The following is a 13,335-nucleotide window of genomic DNA, read 5'->3' as shown; positions in this document are numbered from 1 at the left end:
CGCGCCATGCGACTGCTCGAGAAATCGAAACGGGTGATCGAAGCCCAGTTGAACAACTCAACCATCCGCGCGTTGTCGGGGTCGATGGTGGCGTACGAAGGGCAGATCACCTTCAAATCTGCGGGGTTCGGCGGCGGCGACGGTGTGCTCGCGGGGCTGCGCCAGCGCGCGGCAGGCGAAGGCCTGTCACTCATGGAATGCACGGGCTCCGGTGTCGTGTATCTCGCGCATCAAGCACAGAACACGACGGTACTCGAGTTGAACAACGAGACCTTGCAGGTCGAGTCCGAGCAACTGCTTGCACTGAACGGGAACCTCAGCACCAACGTCACATTCGCCGGGGTACGCGGCGGAATGAGCGGGCAGGGCCTGTTCACGACCACGGTGTCGGGATCCGGGCAGGTGGCCCTGCTCTCGTCGGGCGGCCCGCTCATTCATCTCGAGGTGTCGCCGCAATACCCGCTCGTCGTCGACCCCGACGCGTTCGTGTGCGCGAAAGGGATGCTGACGCAATCCTTCGTCACCGATGTGTCGTGGCGGTCGGCGATCGGCCAGGGCAGCGGCGAAGCGTTCTCCCTCAGATGGGAAGGCACCGGCGTCGTGTCCATTCAGCCGGCGGAACGGTAAGGAGCAGGACATGGCGTTCACCAAGATCAACAACAAGGTTGTGCGGGTCGACCTGATTCAGTCGGGACCTGTCATCGCGCGACGTGGCGCAATGCTCTTCTACACCGGTGACGTGCAGTTCGCTCCGCACGGCACTCCGGGGGGTGTCGGCGGCGCACCGGGACTCGGCGGCATCGCCGGGATGGCCGGCCGGATGATGCAGGGCGAACACGAAGCAACAATGGTCGCGCAGGGCAAGGGCACCGTTCACTACGGCTTCAAAGGCATCGAGACCCACATCGTCGACATGTCGGCCGGAGGGGAGCTCCGAGTGGAAGCGTCACGGCTGCTCGCCCACACCGCCGGCCTGCAGAGCTCCGTGGTATCGGCCAATGCAACGCCGTCTGGAGGCGGTGGCGGCGGGCTGTTCGGCGCGTTACGCGGCGCCGCGACCGGTGTGGTGACGGGCCAGGGCATGTTCACCACACAGTTGTCCGGCTATGGTGCGGCAGTGCTGCTCGCGCACGGCGGGGTCCTCGAGTTGCAGGTGGGCGGCCCGGCTCCGGTGGTCGTCGACCCGCAGGCATTCGTCGCCTCCTACGGCCCCGTGCGTACCGAACTCAAATCCTCGACGAGTTGGCGCAACGTCGGCCGGACCGGCGGTGAGTCGATGCAACTCGAGTGCACCGGCCAGGGCATCGTCTACGTGCAGGCATCGGAGGAGAAGTTGTGAGCACCATCCTGAATCCGTCGCACCTGGTGGGCAGCGACAACGTTCCCGGCAACAATTACGCGTTCAGCATCGACCTGCAGGCGCCCTGGTTCCTGTCGAAGGGTGCGATGATTGCGTACTACGGGCAGATGCAGTTCAACGCCCTCACGCACGATCTGAGCGGACAGCTGTTGCAGACGGTGGCGCGGAAGTTCTCGGCGCCGATGCACCTGGGTGATTACGTGGTGGCAAGCGGCCACGGGAAGCTGATCCTCGGCGACCGTGGATACGACATCAATTCGTACGATCTCGACGACGGCAACCTCACGATCCGGCAGGCGAATCTGCTCGCGTTCGAGCCGGGGCTGTCGTTGAATCAGTCGATTGTGCCCGGGTTCCTCACGTTGATCGGCACCGGCAAGTTCCTGGCGTCATCGAACGGGCCGGTGATGTTCGCCGAGCCGCCGCTTCGGGTTGATCCGGAAGCTCTCGTCGGCTGGGCCGACTGCCCTTCTCCGAGCCACCACTTCGACGAGTCGTGGATCACCAGCCATCTGGCAGCCGGGGCGCGACGATTCGGTGTGCAGTCGGGGGAGGAACGCCAGTTCGATTTCACGGGCGCGGGCACCGTCCTGATCCAGTCGAGTGAGAAGGTGATCCACGATTCGTCGATCGTGCGCTCCATCGAGGGACAGCTTCCCGGGCTGTCGGCGAGTGGGTTGCAGCGCATCAACCAGGTGGTGTCGCAGCAGCTTCAACAGCAGTAACAGCGCTAACACTCCCTGAGTCAAGACTGGGCACAGCACGGAGAAGTCCCCATCGAACTGTGATTACGATCACACACTAGGGTAGCCTAACCGGATGTAAGGTTTGGGCAACCTTAGTTTGAATCGTCGGTCCAGGAATGGTGGCTCATGATCGTCTGCAGTTGCCACGCACTCACGCATCATCACATCGAGGCGGAGGTTGCCGCAGGTGCGCGCTGCACCCGCGAAGTGAGTGCGGCGTGCCGCGCAGGCACCGATTGCGGCAACTGCGTCCGTAACATCTCGGCGATCATCCGGCACGCGCGCTCTCAGAGTGAGATCATCGAACTCGAGACCGCCGTGTAGCCAGCCCCTGCCCGGCGGTGAAACCCGATGGTTCACCCCGGGAGGTGCCATGAAGGGCGACAAGAAGGTAATCGAACTACTCAACGAGCAGCTCACCGCCGAGCTCACCGCGATCAACCAGTATTTTCTGCACTCGAAGATGCAGGAAGATCGCGGCTGGACGAAACTCGCCTCGCACACGCGCGCCGAGTCGTTCGACGAGATGCGGCACGCAGAGAAGCTCACCGACAGGATCCTGTACCTCGACGGACTCCCCAACTATCAGCGGCTCGGGTCGCTGCGACTGGGTCAGACCGTCAAGGAGATGCTCGAATCGGATCTGATCGTCGAGGTCGAGGCACGTGATCGGCTCCGCAAAGGATCCGAGTACATGCGTTCGGTCAGCGACATCACGTCGGCGAACATCTTCGAGGCGATCCTCGCCGACGAAGAAGAGCACATCGACTATCTGGAAACCCAGCTCGACCTGCTGGAGCAGCTCGGTGAGCCGCTCTACCTGGCCAAGCATGTGACTCCGGAAGAATGAGGGCGTAGCGGCAAGAACAGGTGAGGGCGATCCCATCGGGGTCGCCCTCACCTGTGTCTGCGATGAGTTCCGGATGATCCGGCGGTCTGTTCTTGGCGGATAGGCACGGCACACCGCCGCGCCCACACCGGAAGGAGACCTCATGGCCGCCCCCTCCCTCGGCAGCATGCTTCTGTCGAGCGCAAACCCCGAACGCCTACGCGACTGGTACGTCAACGCATTCTCGGTGAAGTCCGAGCGCACCCCCGGCGAGCCCGGGTACGACGTCCTCGATTTCGACGGCTTCTACATCATGCTCGATCGTCGCGCCGATATCGGCGCGCACAATCCCGAGCCCGGACGACTGATCATCAACCTCGAAGTGACCGGTGCGCGCGACATCGCTGCACGACTCGACGAACTCGGCACGAGGTGGCATTCGCCGCTCGAGGACCGCGACGGCAGCATGTTCGCGACCGCGATCGACCCCGACGGCAACTACGTACAACTCGTCGAGCTGAGCGACGAAGCGAAGGCCGCGATGTCCTGACCGCGGACCGAAAGCACTCGCGTCAGACCGCGGTGATCAGGGGTGACGGTGATCCAGTCGAGCATCGGTGATTCTCCTTGAATGCGCGCAGACCTGCGGCGATGTCGGAAACGTCGGCGACGACTCCATTGGCGACGTCGTAGACGAACTGCTCGGCGGCATCGACGTCATAGTCGAGCGCGGGACGTACCCCGTTGATGGTCAGGAACGTCCAGGCTGCGGCCCACGCGGTGCGCTTGTTCCCGTCGATGAGGGCGTGGTTGCGGGCAAGGGACGCATCAGCGCCGCGGCCTTGGCAAACAGGTCAGGGTAGGCATCGACACCGAACACAGTGGCCTGGGGGCGCGCGATCGCGGCATCCAGAAGCCCGTAGTCCCCCACCTCGAGAATCTGGCCCACGGCGACCCCCCGGCCGCGAGAACATCCTCGCGGTTGAGGTATTCGCTCACGCGAGCCGACGGTTCAGTTCAGCGGAGCGCTCGGCGACGAGCGCGGCAGCGTCGAGGACACGGCGACGGTGCCCGTTGGTCGCGTCGATGATCAGGTCGTGGACGTACGCCTCGAGGGTGGTGTTGGCGCTGGCGGCGGCTTCGCGGACTGCGTCCATCTCGTCGTCGGTGAAGGTGATGTCGAGGGCGGGCACAAGACCCACGGTACCTAACAGGTACAAGCTCGAGTGGGCCGTTCTTTCCCTCGGCGGCCTTGCGTAGATCCTCATAGTTCGCCACTAACCGCGGACGAGGTGCCCTCGCATCGGACCGCTCGCAGTGGCACCCTGGTGAACGTGACTGAGCGTAAGCGTCCGGACGTGAGTTTCGAGACGTGGATCGAACGACAGATCCGCGTCGCGCAGGACCGTGGTGACTTCGACAATCTTCCCGGCGCAGGCAAACCCATCCCGAACCACGGGAACGACGAGATGTGGTGGCTCAAGACCTATCTCGAGCGCGAGGGTCTGTCGGGGGAGGCATTGCTACCACCGGAACTGCAGTTGCGCAAGGAGATCGAGCGGCTACCCGAGTCGGTGCGGACGATACCGACAGAGAAGGACGTGCGGCAGGTCGTTGCCGATCTGAATCGCCGTATCGCCGCGTGCATGCTCTCACCGGACCGGCTGCCCGTTCCGCTGCACAAGGTCGACGTCGACGACGTGCTCGAAACCTGGCGGATCGAGCGAGAGCGACGGCGCACTCTGGCAAAGGACGCACTGGCCACACCACCGGCGCGGCAACACACCCGAAAGCGCAGCAAGAGTGCCCGTGCGTGGTTCTGGTCGCGATAGCTACCAGAACCACGCACGGGCAGCTTGCTGCACTATGCCAGGGGGGCTCCGGTTGCCTGCCGGACCTGCTCTTCGGTCACACCCGGCGCGGTCTCGACGAGTTTCAGACCGCCGTCGGTGACATCGACAACGGCGAGGTTGGTGACGATGCGCTGCACCACACCCTCACCGGTCAGCGGAAGCGAACACTTCTCCACGATCTTCGGATTACCCGACTTGTCGGTGTGCTCCATCAACACGATCACCTTCCGGGCACCGTGCACGAGATCCATCGCACCGCCCATACCCTTGACCATCTTGCCCGGAACCATCCAGTTCGCGAGATCGCCGGTCTGGGAGACTTCCATGCCACCGAGCACCGCAGTATCGATGTGGCCGCCGCGGATCATTCCGAAGCTCAACGCCGAATCGAAGAACGCCGCACCAGGATTGACCGTCACGGTTTCCTTGCCCGCATTGATCAGATCCGGATCGATCTCCTCCTCCGTCGGATACCGTCCGGTACCCAGGATCCCGTTCTCGCTGTGCAACGTCACCCGCACGCCCTCGGGCAGGTAGTTCGGAATGAGAGTCGGCAAACCGATCCCGAGGTTCACGTACTCCCCGGGCGACAGCTCCTGCGCCGCACGGGCAGCCATCTCGGTACGCGACCAGCCGACAACTTCGGCGGTGTCCACACTCGTGCTCATGCTCAGGCTCCCTTCGCAGCGCTGACGGTGCGCTTCTCGATCTGCTTGTCCTGTACCCCGGTGTGCACGATGCGATCCACGAAGACGCCGGGCAGGTGCACCTGGGCCGGGTCGATCTCGCCGGGCTCGACGAGTTCCTCGACCTGCACGATGCAGACCTTGCCTGCCATCGCTGCAAGCGGGTTGAAGTTCATCGCGGCCCTGTTGAACACCAGATTGCCCTCGGTGTCGCCCTTGAGCGCGTGCACCAGCGAATAGTCGGCGTTGATCGACTCCTCGAGCACATACCGCTTACCGCGGAACTCACGGATCTCCTTCGCCGGAGACGCGATCTCGACCGAACCATCGGCGGCGTAGCGCCACGGCAGTCCACCCTCGGAAATCGGGGTACCGACCCCGGCGGGCGTGAAGAACGCCGGAATACCCGCGCCGCCGGCGCGAAGCTTCTCCGCGAGGGTGCCCTGCGGCGTCAGCTCCACCTCGAGTTCGCCGGAAAGATACTGACGTGCAAATTCCTTGTTCTCACCGACGTACGACGCGGTGACCCTGCTGATCCGCTTCTCACCGAGCAGGATCCCCAGTCCGTGCCCGTCGACACCGCAGTTGTTGGAGAACACCTCGAAGCCGGTGGCGTTGCCCGCGGCGATCGCAGCGATCAACTCGTCGGGGATGCCGCACAAGCCGAATCCGCCGACGGCGAGCAACGCACCCGACGGAATGTCCGCAACGGCCGCCTGGGGCGTCTCGAATACCTTGGAAGCCAAAGTCCAATACCTCTCCGGTCCGTGGGTCGCATCGCCCTGTGCAGGGGGATGCGTCCGCTGGGTGAACACGTCACATTTCTCTATCCCAATTAATAGGCCGGGTAGTCATATTTCAAGGATGCGGCAGAACGTAGGAGAAGATTGGTCGCTGAACGAACACACACCGCACACGCGTTCACTCAGTGGACGTATCGTCGAACCATGGCGTCGAGTGCACAGGGACAGCTGGTAGGCAGGGTTGCCGAGCTACTGCGGGCCGTTTCCGCGCACGAACCCCGCGGGGCATCGACGTCCGAGCTTGCGCGCGAGACCGACCTGGCCCGTCCCACAGTCCACCGGCTGCTGTCCACGCTCGCCGACGAAGGTCTCGTCGACCGGCATCGTGACACCGGAAGATGGACCTTGGGGCCCGAGCTCTACCTGCTTGGTTCGCTCGCCGCAACTCGATACGACATCACCGAACTCGCCGGGAACATCCTGCGCGACCTCGCGCGCGACACCGGCGAGAGCGCGTATCTGTCCGCTCGGCGCGGCGATGAGACGGTATGCCTGGCCGTCGAGGAAGGAAGCTTCCCATTGCGCTCCCATGTGCTGCACATCGGCATCCGGTTTCCCCTGGGGGTGGCGTCGGCCGGACTCGCGATTCTTTCGCACCTACCCGATCGAGACGTCGACGAGTATCTGTCGAGGACCGATCTGGTGGCCGAGTGGGGACTCGACCACGCGCGCTCCGACATCGAAGAACGTATCGCCGCCACCCGCCTGGCCGGATTCTCCGTCAATCCCGCCCTCATCGTCGAAGGCAGCTGGGGCATGGGCGCGGCGGTGTTCGATCAACGCGACGCCCCGACGTGGGCGCTCAGCATCACCGGCGTCGAAAGCCGCTTCCGCGACAACCGCCGCGACGAGCTCGGCGAGTCACTCCTGGACCACGCACACCGACTCACACAGCTTCTACGGCGACGCCCCCAATCGAGAAATTGAGGGAGGTTATGTGCGTGATCGGCAGCGTTCTCACCCATAACCTCCCCCTCGGTACGCGACAATCAGGGCTTCGCGCCCGCCTCGGCTCGCTGAAGCAGTCGCTCGGCGTGCTTCAGAATCGGCCCGTCGACCATCTTGCCCTCGAAATCGAAGACGCCCCGCTGTGTTTGCGCAGCGGCAAGCACGCGCCGCGCCCAGTCGGCTTCCTCTTCCGTAGGTGCGAACGCTCGGCGGATCACCTCGATCTGGGCGGGGTGAATCGCGACCTTGATATCGAAACCCACGGCAACCGTGTCGAGGCACTCGTCGTACAGCCCGTCGGTGTCCTTGATGTCGAGGTACACCGAGTCCAGAGCCCAGCAGGCATGGCCTTTCGCGGCGAGCAGCGACACCGACCGCGCATGCTGCGCGACAGCCCGGTAGGTGCCGTCGGCGCGTCTGCTCGAGTTGCCGCCGAGACCCGCGACCAGGTCCTCGGCGCCCCACATGACACCGATCGTGTTGTCCGCCTTCGCGATCTCCTCGACGGCGAGCACCCCCAGCGGCGACTCGATCAGAGCGACCACCTCGAGCAGCTCAAGTGAGCGCACCTCGTCGGCGCTTTCACATTTCGGGAGCATCACACGGGTATAGGAGGTACGGCGCAGCGCTTCGAGGTCGAGATCGTGATCGGCGGTGCCCACCGGATTGACTCGCACGACGGTGCGTTCCGGATCCAGTGGGGTCGCGACGAGTGCGTCGCGTGCCGTCTGCTTGTCGTCGGCCGATACCGCGTCCTCGAGGTCGATGATGACGACGTCGGAGCGATCGGCCGCTTTGGCGTAGCGTTCGGGACGGTCTGCTGGGACGAACAGCCATGCAGGACCGGGCAATTGCCATGTCATGAGGTCGGCCTCTTCTGTACGAGGGTTTTGCGGACCGCGATGCCGACGACGTCGCCGTGCTGGTTACGCCCTGTGTGCTCGAGCGTGACGATACCCTCGCCGGGCCGGCTCTTCGATTCGCGCTTGTCGAGGATCTTCGTTTCGACGTAGAGGGTGTCGCCGTGGAACAGCGGCTTCGGGAACGACACTTCGGAGAATCCGAGATTCGCGACGATCGTGCCCTGCGTGAGCTGCGCGACGGACAGCCCGATCATCGTGGACAGGGTGAACATCGAGTTCACCAGTCGCTCACCGAAGCTCGTCCCGGCCGCGTACGCGGCGTCGAGGTGCAGAGCCTGGGTGTTCATCGTCTGCGTCGTGAACAGCGTGTTGTCGGCCTCGGTGATGGTACGGCCGGGCCGGTGCTCGTAGATCGCGCCGAGCTCGTATTCTTCGAACCACAGCCCACGCTGAGTAATTCGTTTTTCGGTCTCGCTCACAGTCCCAACCCCCGTGCGATGAGCATGAGCTGGACTTCGGTGGTGCCCTCACCGATCTCCAGGATCTTGCTGTCTCGGTAGTGCCGCGCGACGGCGTATTCGTTCATGAACCCGTAGCCGCCGTGGATCTGGGTGGCGTCGCGTGCGTTGTCCATGGCTGCTTCGGAGGCCACGAGCTTCGCGATCGAGGCCTGCTTCTTGAACGGTTTCCCGGCGAGCATGGCTGCCGCGGCGTCGTAGTAGGCGGTGCGAGCGGTATGGGCACGCGCTTCCATCCGCGCGATCTTGAATGCGATGGCCTGGTTGTTGCCGATCGCGGTACCGAACGCTTCGCGTTCCTTGGCGTACTTGATCGATTCGTCGACGCAACCCTGCGCGGCGCCGACCGACAGTGCCGCGATCGCGATGCGTCCCTCGTCGAGGATCCGCAGGAAGTTCGCGTATCCGCGTCCGCGCTGCCCGAGAAGGTTCGCTTCGGGAACGCGCACGTCAGCGAAGGTCAGCGGATGGGTGTCGGAGGCGTTCCAGCCGACCTTGTTGTAGGCGGGCTCGGCGACGAAGCCGGGGGTGTCGGAAGGAACGAGGATCGTCGAGATCTCCTTCTTTCCGTTCGTATCGACCCCGGTGACGGCGGTGACCGTGACGAGAGAGGTGATGTCGGTGCCCGAGTTGGTGATGAACTGCTTGTTGCCGTTGATCACCCACTGCCCGTCCTCGAGCTTCGCGGTGGTCTTGGTGCCGCCCGCGTCGCTACCGGCACCGGGCTCGGTCAGGCCGAACGCCGCGAGGTTACGACCGCTGGTGAGCTGCGGCAGCCACTCCTGTTTCTGTTCGTCGGTGCCGAAGCGGTAGACCGGCATCGCTCCCAGCGACACTCCGGCTTCGAGGGTGATGGCGACCGACTGGTCGACCTTGCCGAGTTCCTCGAGCGCGAGGCAGAGGGCGAAATAGTCGCCGCCCATTCCGCCGTACTCCTCGGGAAAGGGCAAGCCGAACAGACCCATCTCCGCCATTCCCTGCACCACTTCGTAGGGAAACGAATGCTCGGCGTCGTGTTTGGCCGCGACCGGCGCGACGACGGTGCGCGCGAAGTCGGCGACGGACTTCTTCAGCTGTTCGTATTCGTCGGGGAGTTGGCCGGTGGCCAGGTACGACGGTGCCTCGGTCATGCCACTTCTTCTTTCGTGTCGGCGTGCGGAGTGATGCGTGCGAGCAGGTGATCGACCTTGACCTGTTCACCTGCGGAAGCGAACAGTTCGACGACGCCGTCGATCGGGGCGGTCAGCGCGTGTTCCATCTTCATGGCTTCGACGATCGCGATCGTCTGGCCCGCAGTGACCTCGGTGCCCGACTCGACGGAGACGGCGATGACGGCACCCGGCATCGGGCTGGTGATGTCGGCGTCGCCGGTGTGGATGTCGCCACCGCGCACGCTGGCCTCGCGGACCTCCCGCACCGCGACACTCCCGTGTCCGTCGGCAAGCCAGATCACCTCATCGGCCTCCGCAACGCGGAACACGTGACGACGACCGTCGAGCACCACCGCGAGAACCGAGCCGCCCAGGGCAGCGGACAGCGAATACTCTCTGCCGTCTTCGACATTGACGGTGCCGGAATCGGGAGTGCCGACGAGACGCACGTGTGCGGTGCGGTCACCCGACGCGAGCCGGTAGCTGGTCGGCAGGTGCGGACCCACACGCCATCCATCGGGAACATCCCACGGATCGGACGTATCGTCGGGCCAATGCTGCAGCCAACGCAGCACCGCCGCCGCGACGAGCGCGGCGTCGGACGTCTGCGGTGCGGTGTAGTCACCGACGCGCCGATCGAGCAGACCGGTGTCGAGCGCACCGGCCACCACCTCGGGATCAGCGATCAGGAACCGCGCGAAGTCGATGTTGGTGACCACACCGAGCACTGCGGTGTCGGCGAGCGCGCGGTCGAGGCGCCGCAGTGCGCCGGCCCGGTCGTCGGCGTGCGCGATGACCTTCGCGAGCATCGGGTCGTAGTCACTGCCGACCACGGTGCCCGGCTGCAGACCGGAGTCGACACGGACCCCGGTGCCGCTCGCTTCGACCACATCGGCGACGGTGCCGCCGGTGGGCAGGAACCCGCGACCGGGATCTTCGGCGTACACGCGAGCCTCGATGGCGTGGCCGGTCAACGTGATGTCGTCCTGGGTGAAACCGAGCGGTTCGCCCGCGGCGATCCGCACCTGCCATTCGACGAGGTCGAGGCCGGTGACCATCTCGGTGACGGGATGCTCCACCTGCAGTCGGGTGTTCATCTCCATGAAGAAGAACTCATCCGGGGCGTCGGCGGAGACGATGAACTCGACGGTGCCGGCGCCGGTGTAGTCGACGCTGCGCGCGGTGTTGCAGGCCGCGGCGCCGATACGGGCGCGGGTGGCCGCATCGAGCAGCGGCGACGGCGCTTCCTCGATGACTTTCTGGTGGCGACGCTGCAGACTGCATTCACGTTCGCCGAGGTGGACGACGTTGCCGTGGGTGTCGGCGAGGACCTGCACCTCGATGTGGCGCGGTCGCAACACGAACCGTTCGAGAAACAGGGTGTCGTCACCGAACGACGACGCGGCCTCACGACGGGCCGAGACCAGAGCGTCGGGCAGATCTGCGGGATCGTGCACCAGCCGCATGCCCTTGCCGCCACCACCGGCGGACGGCTTGACCAACACCGGATAGCCGACTTCGGCCGCCCCGGCGATCAACTCGTCGTCGGTCAGGCCCGGTCGCGAGATCCCCGGAACGACGGGAACATCGAACTCCGAGACCGCGGCCTTCGCGGTGATCTTGTCGCCCATGGTCTCGATCGCATGCGCGGACGGGCCGAGGAACGCGATACCGGCCGTGGCGCACGCGGCCGCGAAAGCCGAGTTCTCCGACAGGAATCCGTAACCGGGATGGATGCCCTGCGCGCCGGTCGAGATTGCCGCGGCGATGACCTTGTCGATCACGAGGTAGCTTTCGCGGGCCGCGGCGGGGCCGAGAAGCACGGCGGTGTCGGCTTCGCGCACGTGCCGGGCGTCGCGGTCGGCCTCACTGAATACCGCGACGGAGCGGATACCCATCGACCGCAGGGTGCGGATGACGCGGACGGCGATCTCTCCGCGGTTGGCTACCAGTACTGTATCGATGCGTTTGTTGTCACTCATCTCGCTCACATCCGGAAGACGCCGTAGGAGACCGGCTCGAGCGGCGCGTTCGCGCACGTCGAGAGTGCCAGTCCGAGAACTTTTCTGGTGTCGGCGGGGTCGATGATGCCGTCGTCCCACAACCGCGCGGTGGAGTAGTAGGGGTTGCCCTGGTCTTCGTACTGCTCGCGGATCGGGGCCTTGAACGCTTCTTCGTCTTCGGCCGACCACGGTTTACCGGAGGCGTCGAGTTGATCCGACCGTACCGTCGCGAGGACGGATGCGGCCTGCTCGCCGCCCATCACCGAGATGCGGGCATTGGGCCACATCCACAGGAAGCGCGGCGAATACGCGCGCCCGCACATCGAGTAGTTGCCGGCGCCGTACGAGCCGCCGACGACGACGGTGAGCTTCGGGACGCGCGCGCAGGCGACGGCGGTGACCATCTTCGCGCCGTGCTTGGCGATACCGCCGGCCTCGTAGTCGCGGCCGACCATGAACCCGGAGATGTTCTGCAGGAACAGCAGCGGGATGGAACGTTTGTCGCACAGTTCGATGAAATGCGCTCCCTTGAGCGCGGATTCACCGAACAGCACACCGTTGTTGGCGACGATGCCGACGGGATGGCCGTGGATGCGCGCGAACCCGGTGACCAGAGTCTTGCCGTATTCGGCCTTGAACTCGTGGAACGAGGAGCCGTCGACCACCCGCGAGATGACCTCCCGCACGTCGTACGGAGTGCGCGAATCGGTGGGGACGACGTCGTAGAGCTCGGCGGGGTCGGCGTCGGGTTCGACGGTCGGTGCGATCTCCCACGGGCGCGGGGTACGCGGTCCGAGGGTCGAGATGATGTTGCGCACGATGCGCAGGGCGTCGCGGTCGTCTTCGGCGAGGTGGTCGGTGACGCCGGAGACCTTCGAATGCAGATCGCCGCCCCCGAGCTCTTCGGCGGTAACGACCTCGCCGGTCGCGGCCTTCACCAGGGGTGGTCCGCCGAGGAAGATGGTCCCCTGGTTGCGGACGATCACGGCCTCGTCGCTCATCGCGGGCACGTAGGCGCCGCCGGCGGTGCACGAGCCGAGCACGGCAGCGATCTGCGGGATCCCCTGCGCGCTCATCGTCGCCTGGTTGTAGAAGATGCGGCCGAAGTGTTCGCGGTCGGGGAAGACCTCGTCCTGCCGCGGAAGGAATGCGCCTCCGGAGTCGACGAGGTAGATGCACGGCAGCTTGTTCTGCAGCGCGACTTCCTGCGCGCGCAGATGCTTCTTGACGGTGATCGGGTAGTAGGTACCGCCCTTGACGGTGGCGTCGTTCGCGACGATCACGCACTCGCGACCGGCGACACGGCCGATACCGGTGATGACGCCGGCGCCGGGGCACTCGTCGTCGTACATGCCGTTCGCGGCGAGCGGGGACAGCTCGAGGAACGGGCTTCCGGTGTCGAGAAGTTCGTCGACGCGGTCGCGGGGGAGGAGTTTGCCTCGTGCGACGTGTCGTTCGCGGGATTTTTCACTTCCTCCGAGAGATGCGGCAGCAAGCTTCTCCCGGAGGTCTCCGACCAATTGTTCGTGCTGGTCACGGCTGGTTTTCGAGAGAGCGTGAGCGGTTGTCACGGTC

The 13,335-nt window shown here is 65.0% G+C and carries 16 protein-coding genes and 1 pseudogene; 8 read left to right on the top strand and 9 right to left on the bottom strand.

Annotated elements, in window-relative coordinates; translation table 11 throughout:
• Nucleotides 1–6: 6 nt before the first annotated feature.
• The 6 genes from ACZI8W_RS07300 (at nucleotide 7) to ACZI8W_RS07275 (ending at nucleotide 3,485) form a co-directional block, all read left to right on the top strand.
• Nucleotides 7–627, top strand: a complete 621-nt coding sequence (locus ACZI8W_RS07300) for an AIM24 family protein (protein WP_463367817.1) — start codon at nucleotides 7–9, stop codon at nucleotides 625–627.
• A gap of 10 nt (nucleotides 628–637) precedes the next feature.
• Nucleotides 638–1,339: an AIM24 family protein gene (locus tag ACZI8W_RS07295; protein ID WP_463367816.1), complete on the top strand. Its 702-nt coding sequence runs from the start codon at nucleotides 638–640 to the stop codon at nucleotides 1,337–1,339.
• Nucleotides 1,336–2,085, top strand: a complete 750-nt coding sequence (locus ACZI8W_RS07290; RefSeq protein WP_463367815.1) for an AIM24 family protein — start codon at nucleotides 1,336–1,338, stop codon at nucleotides 2,083–2,085. The genes ACZI8W_RS07295 and ACZI8W_RS07290 overlap by 4 nt, the downstream gene beginning before the upstream one ends.
• A 147-nt stretch (nucleotides 2,086–2,232) precedes the next feature.
• Complete coding sequence (locus ACZI8W_RS07285) at nucleotides 2,233–2,430, top strand: (2Fe-2S)-binding protein (protein WP_463367814.1); 198 nt, start codon at nucleotides 2,233–2,235, stop codon at nucleotides 2,428–2,430.
• Nucleotides 2,431–2,479: 49 nt separating this feature from the next.
• Nucleotides 2,480–2,956, top strand: coding sequence for a bacterioferritin (gene bfr, locus ACZI8W_RS07280; protein WP_054718582.1), 477 nt, complete (start codon nucleotides 2,480–2,482; stop codon nucleotides 2,954–2,956).
• 142 nt (nucleotides 2,957–3,098) lie between these two features.
• Complete coding sequence (locus tag ACZI8W_RS07275; RefSeq protein ID WP_463367813.1) at nucleotides 3,099–3,485, top strand: VOC family protein; 387 nt, start codon at nucleotides 3,099–3,101, stop codon at nucleotides 3,483–3,485.
• 22 nt (nucleotides 3,486–3,507) lie between these two features.
• On the opposite strand, the pseudogene ACZI8W_RS07270 reads toward ACZI8W_RS07275, so the two are convergent.
• Nucleotides 3,508–3,934 (bottom strand): annotated as a pseudogene (locus ACZI8W_RS07270) (type II toxin-antitoxin system death-on-curing family toxin).
• Entirely contained in the window at nucleotides 3,931–4,128 is a 198-nt protein-coding gene (locus ACZI8W_RS07265) for an antitoxin Phd (protein ID WP_463367812.1), read from the bottom strand. The pseudogene ACZI8W_RS07270 and the gene ACZI8W_RS07265 overlap by 4 nt, the downstream one beginning before the upstream one ends.
• Nucleotides 4,129–4,269: 141 nt before the next feature.
• Here ACZI8W_RS07265 and ACZI8W_RS07260 point away from each other — a divergent pair, with 141 nt between their 5' ends.
• The gene (locus ACZI8W_RS07260) at nucleotides 4,270–4,767 is read left to right on the top strand and encodes a DnaJ family domain-containing protein (RefSeq protein WP_463367811.1); all 498 of its coding nucleotides are present in this window, start codon (nucleotides 4,270–4,272) and stop codon (nucleotides 4,765–4,767) included.
• Nucleotides 4,768–4,799: 32 nt separating this feature from the next.
• Here ACZI8W_RS07260 and ACZI8W_RS07255 read toward each other — a convergent pair whose 3' ends face one another.
• Together ACZI8W_RS07255 and ACZI8W_RS07250 are read right to left on the bottom strand one after the other, a co-directional pair.
• Complete coding sequence (locus ACZI8W_RS07255) at nucleotides 4,800–5,456, bottom strand: CoA transferase subunit B (protein ID WP_463367810.1); 657 nt, start codon at nucleotides 5,454–5,456, stop codon at nucleotides 4,800–4,802.
• Nucleotides 5,457–5,458: 2 nt separating this feature from the next.
• The gene (locus ACZI8W_RS07250) at nucleotides 5,459–6,220 is read right to left on the bottom strand and encodes a CoA transferase subunit A (RefSeq protein ID WP_463367809.1); all 762 of its coding nucleotides are present in this window, start codon (nucleotides 6,218–6,220) and stop codon (nucleotides 5,459–5,461) included.
• 201 nt (nucleotides 6,221–6,421) lie between these two features.
• Here ACZI8W_RS07250 and ACZI8W_RS07245 point away from each other — a divergent pair, with 201 nt between their 5' ends.
• Entirely contained in the window at nucleotides 6,422–7,204 is a 783-nt protein-coding gene (locus ACZI8W_RS07245) for an IclR family transcriptional regulator (protein WP_463367808.1), read from the top strand.
• A 62-nt stretch (nucleotides 7,205–7,266) separates the two neighbouring features.
• Here the strand turns inward: ACZI8W_RS07245 and ACZI8W_RS07240 are convergent, their stop codons facing one another.
• The 5 genes from ACZI8W_RS07240 to ACZI8W_RS07220 are packed head-to-tail and all read right to left on the bottom strand — an operon-like array spanning nucleotide 7,267 to nucleotide 13,331.
• Nucleotides 7,267–8,088, bottom strand: coding sequence for an HpcH/HpaI aldolase/citrate lyase family protein (locus ACZI8W_RS07240; protein WP_463367807.1), 822 nt, complete (start codon nucleotides 8,086–8,088; stop codon nucleotides 7,267–7,269).
• Entirely contained in the window at nucleotides 8,085–8,567 is a 483-nt protein-coding gene (locus ACZI8W_RS07235) for a MaoC/PaaZ C-terminal domain-containing protein (RefSeq protein ID WP_169688945.1), read from the bottom strand. The genes ACZI8W_RS07240 and ACZI8W_RS07235 overlap by 4 nt, the downstream gene beginning before the upstream one ends.
• The gene (locus ACZI8W_RS07230; protein WP_463367806.1) at nucleotides 8,564–9,736 is read right to left on the bottom strand and encodes an acyl-CoA dehydrogenase family protein; all 1,173 of its coding nucleotides are present in this window, start codon (nucleotides 9,734–9,736) and stop codon (nucleotides 8,564–8,566) included. Before ACZI8W_RS07230 ends, ACZI8W_RS07235 begins: the two co-directional genes overlap by 4 nt.
• Entirely contained in the window at nucleotides 9,733–11,739 is a 2,007-nt protein-coding gene (locus ACZI8W_RS07225) for an acetyl/propionyl/methylcrotonyl-CoA carboxylase subunit alpha (protein WP_463367805.1), read from the bottom strand. The genes ACZI8W_RS07230 and ACZI8W_RS07225 overlap by 4 nt, the downstream gene beginning before the upstream one ends.
• Before the next feature lie 5 nt (nucleotides 11,740–11,744).
• Nucleotides 11,745–13,331, bottom strand: a complete 1,587-nt coding sequence (locus tag ACZI8W_RS07220; RefSeq protein ID WP_463367804.1) for a carboxyl transferase domain-containing protein — start codon at nucleotides 13,329–13,331, stop codon at nucleotides 11,745–11,747.
• Nucleotides 13,332–13,335: the final 4 nt, after the last annotated feature.

It is taken from the genome of Rhodococcus ruitaii (genome assembly GCF_055230935.1).
The sequence above is the reverse complement of the archived record's forward strand: the minus strand, read 5'-3'. Positions and strand labels throughout refer to the sequence as shown.